At 69.0% G+C, this 19231-nt stretch carries 13 protein-coding genes; 7 read left to right on the plus strand and 6 right to left on the minus strand.

The features are described 5' to 3' along the window. Positions 1 to 107: 107 nt before the first annotated feature. From Q0602_RS10590 to Q0602_RS10605, 4 genes are read left to right on the plus strand one after another with little or no spacing between them, the layout of a single operon-like run. Positions 108 to 3872 carry an exodeoxyribonuclease V subunit gamma gene (locus Q0602_RS10590; RefSeq protein WP_298842704.1) on the plus strand — a complete coding sequence of 1255 codons (3765 nt, stop codon included), beginning with the start codon at positions 108 to 110 and terminating at the stop codon, positions 3870 to 3872. Next, positions 3869 to 7801: an exodeoxyribonuclease V subunit beta gene (gene recB / locus Q0602_RS10595; protein WP_298842707.1), complete on the plus strand. Its 3933-nt coding sequence runs from the start codon at positions 3869 to 3871 to the stop codon at positions 7799 to 7801. Before Q0602_RS10590 ends, recB begins: the two co-directional genes overlap by 4 nt. Next, the gene (gene recD / locus Q0602_RS10600; RefSeq protein WP_298842711.1) at positions 7798 to 9891 is read left to right on the plus strand and encodes an exodeoxyribonuclease V subunit alpha; all 2094 of its coding nucleotides are present in this window, start codon (positions 7798 to 7800) and stop codon (positions 9889 to 9891) included. The genes recB and recD overlap by 4 nt, the downstream gene beginning before the upstream one ends. Continuing rightward, positions 9888 to 10676: a creatininase family protein gene (locus tag Q0602_RS10605; RefSeq protein WP_298842719.1), complete on the plus strand. Its 789-nt coding sequence runs from the start codon at positions 9888 to 9890 to the stop codon at positions 10674 to 10676. Before recD ends, Q0602_RS10605 begins: the two co-directional genes overlap by 4 nt. A gap of 71 nt (positions 10677 to 10747) precedes the next feature. Here Q0602_RS10605 and ribA read toward each other — a convergent pair whose 3' ends face one another. After that, the gene (ribA, locus tag Q0602_RS10610; RefSeq protein ID WP_298842722.1) at positions 10748 to 11887 is read right to left on the minus strand and encodes a GTP cyclohydrolase II RibA; all 1140 of its coding nucleotides are present in this window, start codon (positions 11885 to 11887) and stop codon (positions 10748 to 10750) included. Between the two features lie 181 nt (positions 11888 to 12068). On the opposite strand from ribA, the gene Q0602_RS10615 reads away from it, so the two are divergent. After that, positions 12069 to 12968, plus strand: coding sequence for a RibD family protein (locus Q0602_RS10615; protein ID WP_298842725.1), 900 nt, complete (start codon positions 12069 to 12071; stop codon positions 12966 to 12968). A 2-nt stretch (positions 12969 to 12970) separates the two neighbouring features. On the opposite strand, the gene Q0602_RS10620 is transcribed toward Q0602_RS10615, so the two are convergent. From Q0602_RS10620 to Q0602_RS10640, 5 genes are all read right to left on the minus strand, one after another. Then, positions 12971 to 13960 carry a lysylphosphatidylglycerol synthase transmembrane domain-containing protein gene (locus tag Q0602_RS10620; RefSeq protein ID WP_298842728.1) on the minus strand — a complete coding sequence of 330 codons (990 nt, stop codon included), beginning with the start codon at positions 13958 to 13960 and terminating at the stop codon, positions 12971 to 12973. Next, complete coding sequence (locus tag Q0602_RS10625; protein WP_298842731.1) at positions 13957 to 14883, minus strand: class I SAM-dependent methyltransferase; 927 nt, start codon at positions 14881 to 14883, stop codon at positions 13957 to 13959. The genes Q0602_RS10620 and Q0602_RS10625 overlap by 4 nt, the downstream gene beginning before the upstream one ends. Then, the gene (locus Q0602_RS10630) at positions 14883 to 15947 is read right to left on the minus strand and encodes a glycosyltransferase family 4 protein (protein ID WP_298842734.1); all 1065 of its coding nucleotides are present in this window, start codon (positions 15945 to 15947) and stop codon (positions 14883 to 14885) included. The genes Q0602_RS10625 and Q0602_RS10630 overlap by 1 nt, the downstream gene beginning before the upstream one ends. Further along, on the minus strand, positions 15944 to 16342 hold the full coding sequence (locus Q0602_RS10635) for a 6-carboxytetrahydropterin synthase (protein WP_295038877.1): 399 nt from the start codon (positions 16340 to 16342) through the stop codon (positions 15944 to 15946). Before Q0602_RS10635 ends, Q0602_RS10630 begins: the two co-directional genes overlap by 4 nt. Before the next feature lie 124 nt (positions 16343 to 16466). Continuing rightward, a complete protein-coding gene (locus Q0602_RS10640; protein WP_298842735.1) occupies positions 16467 to 17438 on the minus strand; it encodes a zinc-binding alcohol dehydrogenase in 972 nt (323 codons plus the stop codon). A 355-nt stretch (positions 17439 to 17793) separates the two neighbouring features. Here Q0602_RS10640 and Q0602_RS10645 point away from each other — a divergent pair, with 355 nt between their 5' ends. Continuing rightward, complete coding sequence (locus Q0602_RS10645) at positions 17794 to 18555, plus strand: CDP-alcohol phosphatidyltransferase family protein (RefSeq protein WP_295034875.1); 762 nt, start codon at positions 17794 to 17796, stop codon at positions 18553 to 18555. A gap of 58 nt (positions 18556 to 18613) precedes the next feature. Further along, a complete protein-coding gene (locus Q0602_RS10650; protein WP_298842740.1) occupies positions 18614 to 19222 on the plus strand; it encodes a YceI family protein in 609 nt (202 codons plus the stop codon). The last annotated feature ends 9 nt before the right edge of the window (positions 19223 to 19231 follow it).

The raw sequence follows: 19231 nt of genomic DNA on the forward strand, positions 1-19231 counted from the left end.
ATCTTGCCACAGGCTTCGGGTGATCGTCGCCCTGCGCCACGGTAGGATGGCACGACCATGATCGGTGCCTCATCGATCCCCGTCGCCCCGTGAATCCCGGAGAACGGATGTTCAGCGTCCTGCATGCCAATCATCTTGAAGATCTGCACGACCTGGCATTGGCGCTGATCAAGCGCCATCGACTGCCGCCACTGACCCCGGAGACTTTCCTGGTGCAGTCCAACGGCATGGCCCAGTGGCTGCGCCTGTCGCTGGCCGAAGCCGACGGGATCGCCGCCTCGGTGGATTTCCCGCTGCCCTCGAGCTTCGTCTGGCGTGCCTACCGCGCGGTGCTCGAACAGGCCGGAGGGGAGGACGAGGGGCAGTCGATTCCGCTGCACTCGCCGTTCGACAAGCGGCCGCTGGCGTGGCGTATCTTTCGGCTGCTGGAGAGCGCGGTCGCCGCGGAACCGGTCGTATTCGCGCCGCTCGCCCACTATCTGGGCGCCGGGCCGGCTGGCGCGATGCCAGACGCTGCGGGGGGCGAGTCCGGTGGCGAGGTCCCTGCGATGACTGGCGTGCAGCGCAGGGCGGCCGAGCAGGCGGAGCGCAAGCGCTGGCAACTGGCGGTCCGCCTGGCGGATCTGTTCGACCAGTATCTCAACTATCGCCCGGACTGGCTGGCAGCGTGGGAGGCGGGGGAGGAGTCGCCTCGGGACCTGCCCGTCGACCAGCGCTGGCAGCCGGCGCTATGGCGGGCGCTGATCGATGACGCCGGGCCCGACGAGCGGGCGTTTCACCGCGCCAACCTGCATGGTCGTTTCCTGCACGCCGCCAGGCGACTGCAGAGCTGCCCCAGGGGGTTGCCGCCGAGGCTCTTCGTCTTCGGCATCTCGGCGCTGCCGTCGCAGACGCTGGAGGCGCTGCATGCGCTCTCCGGGGTCATCGATGTGTTTCTGATGATCACCAACCCCTGCCGCCACTACTGGGGCGACATCGTCTCCGACCGCGAGGCGATCAAGCGCGCCGGTCGGCTCTCCGCCGAGGCGGTGGCACGCCAGCAGGCCCGCCACCCCGAAGCGCCCTGGCTCGAAACGCTGGACGAGGAGGCGCTGCACCTTCAGGCCAACCCGCTGTTGGCCGCCTGGGGCGCCCAGGGCCGCGACTTCATCGTCGGTCTCTACGAGTTCGAGAGCCAGGATGGCGGTTTCGACGTCGAGACCGATCTCTTTCGCGACCCGGCGGCGGACGCTGAATCGGCTGCCGAACGAGCGCCCCTGCTCAACCAGTTGCAGCAGGACATCCTCGATCTCAGGCATCCGGGGGAGCGCACCCGGGAGAGCGGTAAACGCAAGATCGCGGCGGACGACGCCTCGCTGTCGCTGTTCAGCGTGCATTCGCCGCTGCGCGAAGTGGAAGTGCTGCACGACCGGCTGCTGGCGGCCTTCGAGGAGGCCAGTGCCGAGGGGGCGCCGCTGCGGCCGCGTGACATCCTGGTGATGGTGCCGGAGATCGACGTCTACGCCCCCTATATCGAAGCGGTTTTCGGCCGGCTGCCCACGGACGATCCGCGCCATATCCCCTTCACCATCGCCGACCAGGTTGCCAGTGAAGCGCATCCGATGATGGTGCTGATCCTGTCGCTACTGGAACTGCCCGAGCGGCGGCTGGGGGTGAGCGAACTGCTCGATGCGCTCGATGTGCCGGCGTTTCGGGCCCGTTTCGCCATCGACGAAGCCGAACTGCCGCGCCTGCGGCGGTGGCTGGCGGACAGCGGCGTGCGCTGGGGACTCTCGGGCGCGCATCGCCAGGCGCTCGGGTTTCCGGCGCTGCACGAGAACAGCTGGGCGTTCGGGCTCGAACGCATGCTGCTGGGGTATTCCACCGGCGCTTTGCCCTCCACCGGCCCGATGCCGTCGGGGCGATCCTCTGGGGCCGTCCACCGGCCCGATGCCGCCGGGCCGCAAGTACCGAACGGGACGTCTGCCGACAGCGCGTGGCAGTTCGACGCCATCGTGCCCTACGACGAGGTGGGCGGGTTGGAGGCGGATCTGGCGGGGCGGCTCGCCGAGCTGATGCAGGTGCTGGCCGCCCAGTGCGAGGCCCTGAGCGAAGCTGGCACGCCAGCGGGCTGGCTGATGCGACTGCGATCGCTGATGGAGGCGCTGTTCGCGCCGACGGCACTGGACGAGCACGATGTGCTGGCGCGGGTGGACCAGGCGCTGGGCCGCTGGCAGGAGAGCTGCGAGCTGGCCTCGTTCTCGCAGCCGATCGGCCTGGCGGTGGTGCGCGATGCGCTCAAGGCCGAGCTCGACGACGGCGGCCTGGCCCAGCGCTTCCTCGCCGGCAAGGTCAATTTCGCCACGTTGATGCCGATGCGTGCCATTCCGTTCCGGCAGGTCTACCTGCTGGGGATGAACGACGGCGCCTATCCCCGAACCCGCCAGCCCCAGGACTTCGACCTGATGGCGCAGCGCCCGCGGCCGGGGGATCGCTCGCGCCGCGACGACGATCGCTACCTGCTGCTCGAGGCGCTGCTCTCCGCCCGCGAACGGTTGACGCTGTCGTGGGTCGGCTTCGACCAGCGCGACAACACGCCGCGACCGCCCTCGGTGCTGATCGGCGAACTGCTCGATACCCTCGAGCAGGGCTGGCGTCCGGCCGGCCCTCCGGGGGATGGCCCGGCGGTGGACGACGAGACGGCGCTGGCGGCACGGCTGATCGAGACCCACCCGCTGCAACCGTTTTCGCGTCGCTACTTCCAGGCCGACGATCCACGCTACACCTTCGATGCCAGTTGGGCGCCATTGCACGACACCCGCGACGATGCCGAACGGGACACCGGGCAGAACGTCGCCGAGCCGGCCCCGCCCCCGTCGCCGGACGAAGCGCTGGCGCTGGCCGACCTGCAGCGGCTGCTGCGCCGCCCCTGGAGCGTCTACCTCGGCCGCCTGGGAGTGCGTTTCCAGGAGGCCGAAGTTCCCGACGAGGATAGCGAGCCTTTCGTCCTCGATGCGCTGGAGGACCACACCGTCAAGCGCGAACTGCTGGACGCCGGGCGCCGCGGCGAACCGCTGGTGCAGATGGCGGACCGGCTGCGTCTGGCGGGGCGCCTGCCGGCTGCCGGTTTCGGCCTGGCCACCATCGAGCCGACGCTGAAACGGCTGGAGACGCAACTGGAGACCTGGCGACGATTGACCGCGACCGCCAGCGAGCGGGAGCCGCCACTGCTGCGTTTCGAGGCAGCGGCTGCCGACGACGTGCCGTCGCTGGCGCTGGAGGCGCGCGTCGACGGACTGTTCACGGACGAGCAGGGCGGCTGCCGATTGATGACGCTGGAAACCAGCCATTTCGGTCACTTCAAGCCCGAGGGCGACGGCCCGTGGAAGAAGCTCGGCAAGCCGCATCGACTCCATGCCGGCTATCTGCGCTGGCTGCTGGTCAATGCGGCTGGCGAGGCGTCGTGTCACTGGACGGCGATCTTCGAGGATCGCTGTCTCGATTTCCCGCCGCTGGAACGGCTCGAGGCGAGGCGGCGACTGACAGCGTGGTTGGCGAGCTGGTGGCGGGCCTGGTGCAAGCCGCTGCCGGCCTCGGGGGAGCTGGTCCGCACGCTGTGGGGCCAGTGCCGTGCCGAGACGCTGCAAGCCCTGGCCGCGGGAGAGGCGCCCGAACCGGCGTTGCGGGAGCGGCTTGCCGCGGACTACGAGGCCGGCAACTACCAAGTCGCGGCGCTGGTCCAGCGAGAGGGCGGCCTGGGCCAGCTCTGGCGTGACTTCGAGGCGTTCGAGGCGGCCGGTGGCGTGGCCGAGAGCGTCCGCCACTACCAGCCGCTGCTGGAGGCGATGCGCCAGGCGTCGCAGCGCATTCATCTTCCGAGGGGCGACTCATGACCGACAGCCGCGACCGTGCCGATGCCGCGATGGACGAGGAGGTCGTCCCGCTGGCGCTCGACGGCCTGCCGTTGACCGGACGGCATCTGATCGAGGCCAGTGCCGGCACCGGCAAGACCTTCACCCTGGCGGCACTCTACGTTCGCCTGGTGCTGGGGCCGCTACCCGGGCGCGAGGCGGTGGATTTCCCGCGTCCGTTGACGCCGCCGGAGATTCTGGTGGTGACCTTCACCGAGGCCGCCACCGCCGAGCTTCGCGGGCGTATCCGCGCGCGCCTCAAGCAGGCGCGTGACTGGCTGCTGGCCCGCCCCGAGGACCGCGCCGACCCGGTGCTGGCGACCCTGCTGGCACCGCTTGCGGCTACCGGAGAGACCGCCTGCCGCGGCGGGGCCAAGCGGCTGGACCAGGCCGCGCGACTGATGGACGAGGCGGCGATCTTCACCATTCACGGCTTCTGCCAGCGGATGCTGACCCGCCACGCCTTCGACGCCGGAGCGCGGTTCTCCGCCGAACTGCTGCAGGATGGACAGACGCTGCTGGCCCGGACGGTGGAGGATTACTGGCGGTGCGAGTTCTATCCGCTCGACGAGCGCTGGCAGCGCCAGATCCGCTCGCGCTGGAGCGGGCCGGAGGCCCTGACCACCGCGTTGCGGCCGTTGCTGAAGGATGGCGAGCCACAGCCGCTGTGGGTGGATGGCGTGGCGGTGACTGCGCCCACATCGCTGGCGGCGTTGCTCGGCGGTTTCGAGCGTGAAATGGAGAAACGCCAGGAGATCGAGTCCGCCCTGCGCGGGCACTGGGATGGGGAGGCGATCCGCCAGACGCTGCAGGGGGCGTTCGACGCCGACGCGCTGAAGAAGAACAGCTACAAGCCGGAAGAGCTCGAAACCCGTCTCGCCGCCTTCCAGAGCTGGCTCGAGCAGGGCAGTTTCGACAAGGCGGAGGATGTCACCGACAGCAGCGGCCGTTTCTGGCTCAGCCAGGAGAAGCTGGCGGGCGCGACGAAGAAGAATGCGGCGGTGCCCGAGCATCCGTTCTTCGGCTGGCTGGATCGGCTCGCCGAGGCCGGCACGCCATTCGATGCGATTGCCTCTCAGGTGCTGGTGCACGCCCGTGACCGGATCGCGATAGCGTTCGCGGAGGAGAAGCGGCGCCGCGGGCTGTGGGAGTTCTCGGATCTGCTCAACGATCTCGATGCCGCCCTGGCGCCGGGCCGGAACGGCGGCGATGCCGCGCTGCGGCTGGCGGCGCGTATCCGCCAGGAACTGCCGGTGGCGCTGATCGACGAGTTCCAGGATACCGATCCGGTCCAGTACCGGATCTTCTCGCAGGTCTATCGGGCCCCGGAGAGCGACCCCACCGCCACCGCGCTGCTGATGATCGGCGATCCCAAGCAGGCGATCTACGCCTTTCGCGGTGCCGACATCCACACCTACCTGCGCGCGCGTCGGGCCACGCCGAGCCGCTTCACGCTGATGCGCAACTTCCGTTCGACACAGACCATGGTCGAGGCCACCAACGCGCTGTTCCAGCGTCACCCCCAGCCGTTCGGCAGCGCCGAGATACCGTTCGTGGCGATCGACTCCCAGCCCAAGCCGACGCGGCTGGTCGACCGAGACGGTGGGCCGGTGTCCGCGCTGGGAGTGTGGTGGCCGGACACCGAGCGCTACAGCCAGGGCGATTATCAGGCGACGATGGCGTCGGCGACCCGGGCCGAGGTCCAGCGGTTGCTGGAGGGCGAGTGGCGCTTCGCCGGCGCCACCGGCGAGCGTGCGGTCCAGCCGGCCGATATCGCCATCCTGGTACGTAACGGGCCGGAGGCACTCAAGGTGCGACGGGCGCTCGCCGACGGCGGGATCCGTAGCGTCTACCTCAGCGAGAAGTCGAGCGTGTTCGACACCCCGCAGGCGTTCGAGCTGTTGCAGCTGTTCGAGGCGGTGGCCCAGCCGCGCCAGGATGCCCGGCTCAAGGCGGCACTGGCGACCCAGTTGCTCAACGATTCGCCGCGGGCCCTGGAAGCGCTGCTGGCCGACGAGCTGGCGTGGGAGCGCGAAGTCGAGCGCTTCGGCGACTACCATCGCCAGTGGCAACGGCGCGGCGTACTGCCCATGTTGCGCAGGGTGATGCAGGATTTCCGCGTCGCCGAACGGCTGGCCCAGCGCGTCGACGGCGAGCGGGCGTTGACCGATCTGCTCCATCTCGGTGAACTGGCCCAGAACGCCCAGCAGCGGCTCGATGGCGAACAGGCGCTGCTGCGCTGGTGGCACCGGGCGCTGCAGGAGGGCGTCGCGACGTTGGACAGCCAGGCGCTCAGCCAGCGTCTCGAGAGCGACGAGGATCTGGTCCGGGTGGTCACCGTGCACAAGTCCAAGGGACTCGAGTATCCCATCGTGTTGCTGCCGTTCGTCTGCTCGCATCGGCCGGCGGAGCCGGATCGCCGGACCGGACTGCTGGCGGTGAGGCCTCCCGGCGACGAAGGCAGCGTGCTGGTGGCCTCGCCTGACGACGATCACCAGCGCGAGGCCGATCTGGCGCGACTCGACGAGGATGTCCGTCTGCTCTACGTCGCGCTGACCCGTGCCGCCTACGCTTGTCGACTGGGTGTCGCCCATGTCGGTCGCGGGCGGGGCCAGGGCGGCTGCCTGCACGAGACCGCGCTGGGCCGGTTGCTGGGCAGCGCGCAGACGGACGATGGTGCGGCGCTGCTGGATCGGCTGCGGCAGGGCCAGCGCGACGGCTGGCTGGCGGTCGAGCCGCTGCCCGAACCGCCGGATCACCGGCTGCGAGCGGCGATGGCCGCCCCGGAGACCAAACCGGCGCGGATCTTCGACGGCGAGATCGACGATGACTGGTGGATCGCCTCCTACACCTCGCTGATAGCGGATGCCCGTCGCACCGTGGGCGAGGAGGAGGAGGCGTGGAACGGCGACGACACCGGCGATGGTGGGGGCGAGGATGCGGTCGCGGCCAGCGAGGACCTGCCGGCGACGCTGGACATCGAGGTCAGCCGCGAGCGGGATCCGGTACCGCGGCCCAGTATCCGTGCGCTGTTCGATTTCCCGCGGGGGCCACGCCCGGGAACCTTCCTGCACGGCTTGCTGGAAACGCTCGACTTCGATCGCCTGGACGAGCCCGGCTATGCCGTGGCGCTGCGCCGGGAGATCGACCGCCGTCTGGCGACCAGCGGATTCGATGCCGAGTGGGCGCCGCTGTTGCAGGCGCTGCTGCTGGAGCGGCTGCGCTCGCCGTTGATGGCCGTCGACGGCCACTCGGTGCGCCTCGATCGCCTCGAGTCATGGCGGCCCGAGCTCGAGTTCTGGCTGCCGGCATCGGCAGCCTGGAGCGAGCCGCTGGATCGTCTCGTCTCACGGCTCGAGCCGCTGCCAGGCCGACGACCCCGGCTGACGCCGCGCAAGCTCAACGGCATGCTCAAGGGCTATATCGATCTGGTCTTCGAATCGGGAGGGCGCTGGTACGTGCTCGACTGGAAATCCAATCATCTGGGCGATACGCCGGACGACTACCAGGGCGAGCGCCTGGCCGCGGCGATGGTGGATCACCGCTACGACCTGCAGTACGTGCTCTACGTGCTGGCGCTACACCGCCTGCTCGCGTCGCGGCTGGAGGATTACGATTACGACCGGCACATGGGCGGCGCCTGCTACGTCTTCCTGCGGGGACTTTCCGAGGCGCCGCTGTCCATGGCGCCCAAAGCCGCGCCTGAGTCTGCCAAGGCGCCCAAAGACGCGCCTGAGTCTGCCATGGCGGCCCAGGGCGCGTTCGAGCCTGGCATGGCGTCCGAAGTCGCCCCCGGGGTGTTCCACCGGCGCCCGTCGCGGGCGTTGATCGAGGCGCTGGATGCGTGGCTCGAGGGTGACGCCGGGCCGGCGGGCGCGTTGCTGCGACAACCCACGGAGATACCGACATGAGTTGCCGACCGTCGACAACGCAGCCGAATCGTGGGGCGAGCCCCGGCTCGCAGGGCGCGGACCAGTTCTCGCTGGCCCTGGATGGCGACGACGCCCCCATGTCGCCGACCGCGGCCGAGGCCGGCGCGCTCAGCCGTGACACCCTGCTGGCGGCGCTGTCGCTATGGGTGGCGCTGGGCTGGCTGCGCCAGTTGGACCGCCACTTCGCGCTCTTTCTGCTCGAACGCGATCCCGCCGCCGATCCGCTGGTCGGCCTGGCTGCAGCGCTGGTCAGCCATCAGGTGGGCCGGGGCCATGTCTGCCTGTCGCTCTCCCGGGTGCTGGACGCACCACGCTCCGCGCTGTCGTTGCCGCCCCTGGAGAACGAGGGCGAGAACGAATCGGCGGAGGCGGTGGTGCTGCCGGAATCCCTGCTCGACCCGGTCACGCCGGCGCGATGGTTCGCCGCGCTGATCGGCTCCACCACCGTTGCCGAGGCGACGGCGGCCGAGGGGCTCGCCACACCGCTGGTCGTGGACGGCGACCGGGTCTACCTGCGCCGGTACTGGCAGGCCGAGAGCGCGGTGGCGGCACGACTGCGCCAGCGTCTGGGGCCGCCGTTGGCGGTTGACGAGGGGCTGTCCACGCGACTGCAGGCTCTGTTCGCCGGCAATCGGCGCGAGCAGGGCGAACCTGACTGGCAGCGCGTGGCGTGCGCCCTGGCGCTGCGGCAGCGGCTGACGATCATCTCCGGCGGGCCGGGAACCGGCAAGACCACCACCGTGACTCGCCTGCTGGCGCTGCTGCAGGAGCAGTCGCTGTCGGGCGAGGGCGAGCCGCTGCGGATACGGCTGGCCGCGCCCACCGGCAAGGCGGCCGCCAGGCTATCGGAGTCGATCGCGGGAGCGGTCGGCCGGCTGGAGGTCTCCGACGCCGTGCGCGCCGCCATACCCCAGGAGGCGCAGACGCTCCACCGGCTGCTGGGGGCGCGCCCGGACACGCGCCACTTCCGCCATCATGCCGAGGCGCCGCTGAGCCTCGACCTGCTGGTGGTGGACGAGGCCTCGATGGTCGATCTCGAGATGATGGCGGCGCTGCTCGATGCCATGCCGGCGGAGGCGCGCCTGATCCTGCTTGGCGACAAGGATCAACTGGCCTCGGTGGAGGCGGGCTCGGTGCTGGGCGATCTGTGTGCGGGGGCCGGCGACGCCGGATACTCCGAGGCGACTCGCGACTATCTCCAGGCGATCGCGGGCGAGCCGTTGCCCGTTGCCGCCGAGACCAATCCGCTGGCCGATCACGTGGCGATGCTGCGCCGGAGTTTCCGCTTCCGGTCGGACAGCGGCATCGGGGCTCTCGCCAGGGCCGCCAACGCCGGCGATGGCCGCGACTTCACGCGGCTGTTGAAATCGGGTTTCCAGGATGTGGAGACGCTAGACATCGACGCGGCGGCATTCGAGCGGGCCGTGGTGACAGGCTACCGGCCGCTGTTCGAGGCGCTACGTGGCGGGGCGGACGTGGCATCGATTCTTGCCCTGCAGGGCCGCTTCCAGGTGCTGTGCGCCCTGCGCCGCGGGCCCTGGGGCGTCGAGGGGCTGAACGATCGCATCGCCCGGGCGCTGTGGCAGCAGGGCTGGATCTCGCGCACCGATGGCTGGTTCGCCGGCCGCCCGGTGATGGTGACCCACAACGACCCCCAACTGGGGCTCTACAACGGCGACCTGGGGCTGACGTTGGCCGATGACGCCGGCCGGCTGCGGGTCTGTTTCCCGCAGGGTGACGGTATCCGCCAGGTACTGCCGTCGCGGCTCGATGCCGCGGCGACGGCATTCGCGATGACCGTGCACAAATCCCAGGGATCGGAGTTCGATCACGTCCTGTTCGCACTGCCGGCGCGGGCCAATCCCATCGTCACCCGGGAGCTGATCTACACTGGCATCACGCGAGCCCGCTCGCGGCTGACGCTGGCGCTGGCACAGGGTGGCAACGACGAGCGGACGTTACGCGAGGCCATCGCCCGGCAGGTGGTCAGGGACAGCGCGATCGCGGAGCGGCTGCTGGGTCTGCCAGGATCATCCGTGCCAAGGGATTCGTCAGGGAGTGAAACATGAGTGTCCACGAGTGGCAGGAACTGACCACGACGGAAATGGCCGGACTGGTCGACGCGGGGACGGTGGCCGTGCTGCCGCTGGCGGCGATCGAGCAGCACGGCGCGCATCTGCCGCTTTCCACCGATCTGGACATCGGACTGGGCCTGCTCGAGGCGGCGGCGACAAGACTCGCACCGGACCGGAACGTGATCCTGCTGCCGCCGCTGGCGCTGGGCTCGAGTCTGGAACACGCCGATTTCACGGGGACGTTGAGCCTGCTGCCGGAAACGGCGATCGCGGTCATCGAGGCGCTGGGCGAGGCGGTGAGCCGCGCCGGTATTCGCCGTCTGGTGCTGTTCAACAGCCACGGCGGCAACAAGGCGGTCATTGACCTGGCCGCGCTCAAGCTGCGGGCGAGGCACGCCATGCTGGTGGTCAAGGCCAACTACTTCCGCTTCACGCCGCCGGCGCAGACGCTGCCCGCCGAGGAACTCCGCCATGGCCTGCACGGCGGCGCGCTGGAAACGTCGATGATGCTACATCTCGCCCCGGACAAGGTTCGGGTTGCCCGGCTGGCCGATGCGGTCTCCGAAGGGCGAATCCGCGAGCAGGCCGGATCGACCCTGGGCCCGGAGGGGGATGCCGGCTACGCCTGGATGGCGCAGGATCTGCACGCCAGCGGGGTGACTGGCAACGCGACCCTGGCCGACGCCGAGACCGGGCGTCGGCTTGTCGATCATTTCGGCGCCCGGCTGGCGCAGGTGATCGAGGAGGCGGGAGCGTTCGATCTCGACACCCTGCGTTGACGCCATCCGGCGTCGGGGTGACGGGGTGCGTCTCCCGAACGCCGATGGTTGCGGCGACGATTGGGTGAGGCTCAGCGCGCCACCGGACGCCGGAAAGGCGTGGCCGACTCCTTCTCGCCGTCTTCGAGAACCTCTTCCAGCCAGTGGCCGGCGCGCTTGGCCTTGGCGTCCAGGTAGCGTCGGTTCTGCTTGGTCAGCTTGCCGTAGACGCCGCGCCGGTTGACCACCTCGACGCCGCCCTGGTCCATGGCGGCGATCTTCTCGGGGTTGTTGGTCAACAGTTCGATCCGCGCGATCTCCAACTGCTCGAGCATCTCCAGCGCGACTTCGTAGGTTCGCTCGTCCTCCCCGAACCCGAGTACCTGGTCGGCGTCGACCGTGTCCAGGCCGCCATCCTGCAGGGTATAGGCACGCAGCTTGTTGGCCAGCCCGATACCCCGGCCTTCCTGGGCGAGATAGAGCAGCACGCCGCCGCCGCGTTCGTCGATGGTGCGCACGCTCTCGCGCAGCTGCTCGCCGCAGTCGCAGCGCAAGCTGCCGAACAGATCGCCGGTGAGGCAGGCCGAATGGAGACGCACCGGCACCGCATCGCTCCATTCGCGGCGATCGCCGATCACGATCGCGATGTGCTCGCGCATGCCGTCGGCCTCCCGGAACATGACGAATTTCGCGCGTTCGGCGTGGGACAGCGGGATCTCCGCGTCACTGGTGCGCTTGAGGAAGCGTGACCGGCTTTCGGAGTAGGCATCGATCTGCTCGGCGGCGACCGCCAGAACGGTGCCCTCCGCGACCAGCGCCTCGACCTGGGCGCGCTGGGCGTGGCTGACCTCGGCGACCACGGCCGCGGGGATCAGCAGGCCGATTCGCATCAGATCCAGCGCCGCCTCGCTTGCCGGATCGGCGGCGACGGGCTGGCGATCCACGGGCAACCGCTGCGTTTCGTCACTGGCCCAGGCGACGATGGCGTGGGCGCCGTCGGCGGGGGCGACCGGCACCAGCCCCACGCGCGGGCCGAAGTCGATGCCCAGCCGCGCCAGGCGGTGGCGGGTCAGCGCCAGTGCGGCCGGGCCGCCGGCCAGCGCCGGCAGTGCCGCCAGCGCGTCGTCGTCGCAGCCCTCGAGCGGGTGGACCACCACGTCGCCGCTGGGGGCACGCACGAGAACCGGGAGGCCGCGTCGCAGATCGAATATCGCGCGTTCTACCTGTCGCATGATCGTCTCCTTATCCTGTCGTCCATGATCAGTCTCATCTGTGATCGCTATCCGTGATTGGCACCCATGACCGGCGTGAAAGAGCGGCGAGGTGAAACGGAATGACGGCGCTCACCGCCGAACGCTCTCCGCCAAGGGCGATCTTTGTTACGCTGTGATGCCGTCTGGCCAAGGAATGACCGTGACTGCCTCGTCCGATAATCCCGCTCATGCCGTTACACCCACCGTGTCCGCGCCCCAGGCCTGGCGCTGGCTTCGCCAGGTGGCGGCCCTGACCCGTGACGACACCTTCGACGGTACCGTCGTCGATGGGCATCATCGCCTGGAAGTCGACGACGCCGGCGACTGGCGCTGCAGCCATCCGGTCGACGAGGAGGCCGCGCAGCTGCTGTCGATCTGGTTGCCGTGGTGCACCGCGGCGTTGCTCCGGGGGCCACGTGTCATCGCCCAGTTCGGCCAGAGCCTGGACGGTCGCATTGCGACGGTCACCGGTGCTTCCCACTACGTGACCGGACAGCAGAGCCTGGTCCACCTGCATCGGATGCGGGCGCTGGTCGACGCGGTCGTGGTCGGTGCCGGTACGGTCGATGCCGACGATCCGCAGCTGACGGTGCGCCATGTCGAGGGCGACAACCCGCTGCGGGTGGTGCTCGACCCGCGGGGCCGGGTGCCGGCCGACCGCAATGTCTTCCGCCAGCCGGCGGCGCCGACCTGGCACCTCGTCAACCAAGGTGTCGAAGGCCATGGGCTTGCGGCGCATGTCAGCGTCAAATCGCTGCCGCAGGGGGCGGCCGGCGTCGATCCCGCCAGCGTTCTCGCTGTGCTGGCCGAGCAAGGCCATCGTCGGATCCTGATCGAGGGTGGCGGGCTGACGATCTCCCGCTTTCTCGAGGCGGACTGTCTCGACCGATTGCACAGCGTGGTCGCACCCATGCTGATCGGGTCCGGCCGTCCGGCGCTGACGCTGCCGGAGATCGAGACGCTGGAGGTGGCGCTGCGACCGGCCTGTCGCCATTTCCGCCTCGGCCAGGACATGCTGTTCGATCTCGATCTGCGCGATAGAACTCCATCGGCCTCCTGATCTCATCCGGGATGTCCCTCCGCTGCCATCTTGCGGCGAACCGAGGCTGCCCGGCTCGCACGCCGGTCCCACAACAGCACTCCCAATCCCGGCAGGCTGGCGGCGAGCACGAGCAGGCCGTAGGCCACTGAGAGCGCGACTCCCTCCTGGGCCGGCAGGCCGGCCAGGGGCCAGATCACTGCGGCGGCCCCTTCCCTTAGCCCCCAACCGGCGACGGTCAGGGGGATCGCCATGGCCATCAGCAGGGGCGGGATCAGCGGCAGCAACTGCGGGATCGGCCGCTGGAGGCCGAGGGCCTGGGCGGCGCAGAGAAAGACGGCGACGTAGGTGGCGGTCACCAGCAGCGAGCTGAGCAGTTGGGCGGGCCACACGGATGCCGTCAGCAACGCCCGCCTGATGTCCTGGCCGAAGGTCGCCAGGGCCGTCCAGCGCCACCGCCTCGATACGCCGATGACGATGCCGACCAGCAGCAGTGCCGCCAGCAGAAGCCACGTCAGGGTCGTCGCCTGGGCTTGCCACGCCCGGGCGATGCCGTGGCGTAGGTCCGGCGAGAGACAGATGGCGGCGACCGCCACGAGCAGCAGCGCCACCTGTCCGGAGGCGCGCTCGATGATCACGGCGCGAACCGCCGGCCCCGATGCCGGGGGGTGGCCGCCACCGGAGTGTGTCCGGGTATTGCCGTGGCGCCAGGCTCGGGCGGCGTCTCCCAGGACGCCGCCCGGCAGCACCTGGTTGAGGAAGGTGGCCAGATAGTATTCGCGGATGGCCACGGGCCACCGCAGCGCGATGCCGATCCGGTGCGCCGTCATCCGCCAGCGCCAGGCCGAGATCGCGACCTGGGGAATGCCGAGCAGGACCGCGACCGCGACCCAGGCCGGCGACAGCGCCATGAGCCGTTCCAGCAGCTGGCCGGTATCCAGTTTCCACGCCAGTAGGCCCAGCAGCGCCAGCGTCACGGCCAGCCGCAGCCAGGGCGACAGCCACCGGTTCACGCTCGCGCTCCCGAGGGCGTTCCGCCGGTCGGGGTCGCCAGCAGATCGCGGTGACCCACGGTCAACGTCGCCCGCTCACGCCGCAGATCGTCGAGACGGCGGGCATGCCAATGGTCGACACGGTCCCGCTGCTGCGGCAGTTGCTCGTGAAGCGCCTTGCGCCAGCCGGCCATCAGCGCCTCGGCGAGAGGCAGCGATTCCGGCCCGAGCCGCCAGGGGGACGCGGCTTCACGGATAAGGTAGCCGCGGCGGTGGAAGCTCTCGCGAAGCCGTCGGGGAGCCTCGCTGCCCACCGCCGGGCCGCCCCCCTTGTCGCGATGCTGGTGGGCCTGGAGCGCGGCGAGCATGAAGCGGTCGTCGTCGCCGTAAAGCGCGCTGCCGCCGGCATCGTGGAAACGGATCAGGCCATCGATACTGAGGGCGAACAGCACCGCACAGCCGCTACGCTGGCAGGCATCGGCCAATGCCTCGATATCGGCGGCCGTCAGCAGGTCGAACAGCGCCGAGGCGGTGACCAGGTCGGCGCCCTCCAGGCCGTGCTCCCAGGCCGCCGTCAGGCTCAGTTGGTCGGTCTCCAGGTGGATCGGCTGGCCGTCGGCACTCGACAGCGACTCGCAGCGAAGTCGGGCCTGGGCCAGCAGCCCGGCGTCGTGGTCGATGAGTCGCCAGGACTGGGCGCCCTGCAGCCGCGGTGCCAGATAGCGCAGATTGGAGCCGCTGCCGCAGCCCAGGTCGACCACGCTGCGTGGTGTCTCGAGCGACCGGGCCTCGCGCGGTGGGTGCGCCGCGGCGCGGCGCGTCAGCCACTGATCCACGGCGTGGGTGAGCTGGGCATCGCGCGCCCTGTGATCGGCGGGCTCCCTCAGCGTCAGCCATTGATCGCTGAACAGCGCGTCGGTGGCGGGTAGCTGCGACATCGGCATCAGCGCGTTGCCTCTGTCATCTTCGAGCGTGTCAGGGCCTGGCCGAAGGCGGCGGCGGCGGTGTGCCAGTCCGTCAGGGTCTCGCGGCACGTTCTGGCCCCTGTCCGGTAGCGCTGGTAGCGCTCCGAATCCTCCAGCATGCGTTCGAGTGCATGGCGTAGCGCCGCGACATCGCCCGGCGGCACCTTGATGCCGGCGGTGTCTGGCAGCGTATGGGCCAGGGCGCCTCCCGTCGTGGTCACTACCGGCAGGCCATGGGCGAGCGCTTCGGTGACGACCATGCCGTAGCCCTCGTAGTGGGAAGGCAGCACGAAGAGATCGGCTTGACGATAATGCTCGGCCAGGCGCTCGGCGGGTTGGGAGCCCAGCAGTCGCACGCGTTCGCCCAGCTGGTGTTCGTCGATGGCCTCGCGCACCTTGGCGACGTAGGCGTCGGCCCGATCCAGCGCGCCGATCAGATCGCATCGCCACGGCAGCGCGGTCAGACCCGCCAGCGCCTCGACCAGCAGATCCTGGCCCTTGCGCGGTGTCACCGTCGCAATGCACAGCAGGCGAGGGGTGCCACTGCCGTCGCCGCTCGCCAGTGGGCCGGTCTGGACGCCGGGCTCGATGACGGCGATCTTGTCGGCCGGCACATCGAAGTCGCGAAGCCGACGGGCGGTATAGACGCTGGTGACGATGACGCTCGCGGCTGCCGCCAGGGCGCGGGTCTCGCTGACGCGGAAGCGCTGCTGTTCCGGGGCGCCCAGGCCGGTCTCGTCGGCGAGTGGATGGTGCACCAGTGCGGTGATCGATAGCCGCGACGCGTGACGCTCGACGATGGCCGGCAGCCCGCCCATGGCGAGCCCGTCGATCACGGCCCGGCTGCCGTCCGCCAGGGCGGTCAAGGCGCAGTCCAGGGCGTGGGAGGCGACGGCATCCGGCTCGGGAAAGCGTCCCTCGAGCCCGATGACGTCGATGCTCCAGCCTGCCGCGCGCAACGCTTCGACGATTCGCGCATCGTAGACGTAGCCGCCGGTCAGTTGGTCGGGGTTTCCGGCGACGATGAGGGTGAAGTCGCTCATAGTCCCCCTTCGTAGCTTGCCCAGGCCACGTGGGACTCGTGCAGGGTCACGGTCAAGGCGGTGAGGTGGCGGCCGCCGTCACCCAGTTCACCCTCGCGAATGGCGTGGGAGAGCCGGTCGAAGACGACCTTGGCCATGAATTCGGTGGTGGTGTTGCGGCCCTTGAACTCGTCGACATCGTCAAGGTTGCCCAGGGTGAATTCACCGAGCACGCGTTTCAGTGTCTCGCTGGCCAGACCGATATCGACGACGAGATCGTCCTGGTCGAGCTCGGGGCGCTTGAAGGTGGCGTCGACCACGTAGGTCGCACCGTGCAGCTTCTGCGCCGGTCCGAAAGTCTCGCTGTTGAAGCTGTGGGCGATCATCATGTGATCGCGAACGGTCAAGCTGAACATGTCTCTCGCTCCTTGATGAGTCGGCCTGGTGGGCGGCCGGTGCCGAACTTGCGTCCTGCTGTCCCTGGCGAATCCCCCCGGTGGCGAGCGCGACACCGGGGCGGTGTGATGAGATTACGTGGCGTCAGCCGTAACGGATGCGCTGGCAGAGCGTGTCGTCGTCACGCTGGCTCAGTCGCTTGAGGGTCTCGGGCAGATCCCGGAAATGGCTCTCCCCGCTGATCAGCACGTCCAGGCAGTCGTGATCGAGCAGCGCCAGCGCCAGGGTGAGTCGCCGCTTGTGATTCCAGCGCGGACGATGCCCGGGCGACACGCTGCCGACCTGGCTCGATCGCAGCGTCAGGCGACGGGCGTGAAACGCCTCGCCGAGCGGCAGATTGACCTCGCGGCTGCCGTACCAGCTCATCTCGAGCACGGTGGCCTCGAACCCTGCCAGTGAAAGCGCGCTTTGCAAGCCGGCATCCGATGCGCTGGCATGCACCACCAGATCCTGTTCGGCCTCGGCGGTCTCGGGGGTGTGGAAATCCACCCCCAGCGCCTCGCCGAGAAAGCGCTTGCGCTCGTCGATATCGATCAGTTGGACGTGGGTCCCGGGCAGTCGGGCGCAGAGCCAGGCCACCAGGGCGCCGACCACGCCAGCGCCGACGACGCTGATCCGGTCGCCGATGCCTGGTGCCGCGTCCCACAAGGCGTTGAGCGCCGTTTCCATGTTGGCGCCGAGTATCGCGCGCTGCGGGGGTACGCCGGGCGGCAGCGGCACGACATCCCCGATGCCGACACGGTAGTGGGTCTGGTGAGGGTGCAGGCAGTAGACGTATCGCCCGTGCCAGTCGTGCGCTCCCTGTTCGACGACGCCGACATTGGAGTAGCCGTATTTGACCGGGCCGGGAAACTCGCCGCTTTGAAAGGGGGCCCGCATTCGCTGGTATTCGCTCGCCGGTACCTGGCCGTTGAAGACCAGGGTCTCGCTGCCCCGACTGATGGCGGAGTAACAGGTGCGGATCATCAAGTCGCCGCTGACACTCAGCTCGGCCTGGCGAATTTCGCCGTTACCGTTGCCGAGAGACCAGAAGGCATGAGCGTAAGGCGTCGTCATTGCGATATCCGTTCCTTGATGACAGATCGGGATGGCGGTTCGTCGTCCTGCTGAGAGTATGGCAGAGTGTGACGAATTAGCATTGTACAAATGGTGTACAAGAAGAGATCTAAAAACAAGATTACTTCGAACCGATGGCGGTGCCGGCCATTCGCCGGCCCCTGACGAGCGATGGAGAGATCGGCCAATTACCGGCGTTGCTCGCCCCGCCGATCGCCGCAATGACCGGCAATTCTCGCAAATCGGTCAAACTGCATCCAAACTTGTACGGGCAGCGTATCGGTTGGAGGGCCTCGTTACGATCTGGCGTCACGGCTGGTCGAGGAGCGAGCCATCATTAGGGAGGAAGTCGCCGATGCGACACTCATCGACACGTATCTCGGCAGCGGCTCTCCGCCGGGTCGGATCCCTGCGCGGCTGGGTCGATATGGCGGCGGGCCTCGCGCTGGTCGCCCTGCTGACCGAGTGGGTGCACTGGGCATTCTCGGCGCCTTCGGGCCTGCGTTTCACGGCCGGCGGCATCTACGTGGCGATCGCCACGGCAGTGCTCTGGGCCTGGCCAGCCTCGCGGCAGGGCCTCGGCTGGGCCAACCGTGTCACGCTGCTGCGCGCAGCGCTGATCGCGATCGTTGCCGGCGTCGTGGTATATCCAGACTTCATCCAGCGCCATGCCGAGGGCATCGCGGCGCTATCGCTACTGGCGCTGGCACTCGATGGCATCGATGGTTGGGTGGCGCGGCGAACCGGGTCGTCCAGCGCCTTCGGGGCGCGGTTCGACATGGAGCTGGATGCGTTCTTCATCGTCGTGCTGTGCATGGCGTTGATCGCCCTGGACAAGGTGGGTGCCTGGATCCTGCTCATCGGGCTGGCGCGGTATGCCTTCCTGGTAGCTGGCGTCTACTCGCCGTGGCTCAATCGCTCCCTGCCCGAGAGCTATTTTCGCAAGACGGTCTGCGTCTGGCAGGTGTCGACGCTGATGGTCTGCCTGCTTCCCTTCGTCGAACCCTCATGGGCTACCGCTTTCACGCTCGTGGCGGCGGCGCTGCTGGTCCTCTCCTTTGGCCGGGACATCGTCTGGCTCTGGCGCCATCGACCCGTTGGCGACATCGAGCTCTGAGCGGCGTCGCTGTCTCTCCCGACCCCTGTTGGGTCGATTTTCCCGCAAGGAGGCTGTCATGAGATCCGCCCGGTTGAACATCCTTCCCGCTCTGGTGCTGCTGGCGCTGGCATCGTCGCCGGCAAGTGCCGAGCCGCAGCGCTTCGAGATCGATCCCGAACACTTCTCCATCGCCTTCATGGTGGATCATCTGGGCTACGAAAACCTGCTCGGACAGTTCCTGGAGGGCGAGGGTACCTTCGTCTACGACCGTGAGACGCAAACGTTGGTCTCGGCGGAGGTCACGATCCGGTCCGACAGCGTCTTCACCAACCTCGACGCTCGCGATGAACACCTGCGGGGGCGCGACTTTCTGGACGCGGACGAGCATCCGCGGATACATTTCGTTGCCACGGATTTCGAGCCGTCGTCTCCGACGACCGGTACGCTGAATGGCGAGCTCACGCTGCTGGGCCGTACCGAGCCGGTCACGCTGGACGTCACGTTGAACCAGGATGCGGTATATCCGCTCGGGCACGGGCAGCCCACGCTGGGACTGTCCATCCGGGGCGCTCTCGATCGCAGTGACTGGGGGATGGATTACGGCGTCGACAACGGGATGGTCGGCGACCATGTGACCCTGATCTTCGAATTGGAAGCGGTACAGCGGGAGACCCTTTCCAGATGAGATGGCGGC

The sequence above is a fragment of the uncultured Salinicola sp. genome, assembly GCF_937921195.1.
Lineage (GTDB): Bacteria > Pseudomonadota > Gammaproteobacteria > Pseudomonadales > Halomonadaceae > Salinicola.

Excerpts from the sequence above, each read along its gene's own strand:
- Q0602_RS10650 (WP_298842740.1), top strand. The coding sequence starts at position 18,614 with ATGAGATCCGCCCGGTTGAACATCCTTCCCGCTCTGGTGCTGCTGGCG.
- Q0602_RS10625 (WP_298842731.1), bottom strand. The coding sequence starts at position 14,883 with ATGCCGATGTCGCAGCTACCCGCCACCGACGCGCTGTTCAGCGATCAA.
- ribA (WP_298842722.1), bottom strand. The coding sequence starts at position 11,887 with ATGCGACAGGTAGAACGCGCGATATTCGATCTGCGACGCGGCCTCCCG.
- recB (WP_298842707.1), top strand. The coding sequence starts at position 3,869 with ATGACCGACAGCCGCGACCGTGCCGATGCCGCGATGGACGAGGAGGTC.
- Q0602_RS10590 (WP_298842704.1), top strand. The coding sequence starts at position 108 with ATGTTCAGCGTCCTGCATGCCAATCATCTTGAAGATCTGCACGACCTG.
- Q0602_RS10640 (WP_298842735.1), bottom strand. The coding sequence starts at position 17,438 with ATGACGACGCCTTACGCTCATGCCTTCTGGTCTCTCGGCAACGGTAAC.
- recD (WP_298842711.1), top strand. The coding sequence starts at position 7,798 with ATGAGTTGCCGACCGTCGACAACGCAGCCGAATCGTGGGGCGAGCCCC.
- Q0602_RS10635 (WP_295038877.1), bottom strand. The coding sequence starts at position 16,342 with ATGTTCAGCTTGACCGTTCGCGATCACATGATGATCGCCCACAGCTTC.
- Q0602_RS10630 (WP_298842734.1), bottom strand. The coding sequence starts at position 15,947 with ATGAGCGACTTCACCCTCATCGTCGCCGGAAACCCCGACCAACTGACC.
- Q0602_RS10605 (WP_298842719.1), top strand. The coding sequence starts at position 9,888 with ATGAGTGTCCACGAGTGGCAGGAACTGACCACGACGGAAATGGCCGGA.
- Q0602_RS10645 (WP_295034875.1), top strand. The coding sequence starts at position 17,794 with ATGCGACACTCATCGACACGTATCTCGGCAGCGGCTCTCCGCCGGGTC.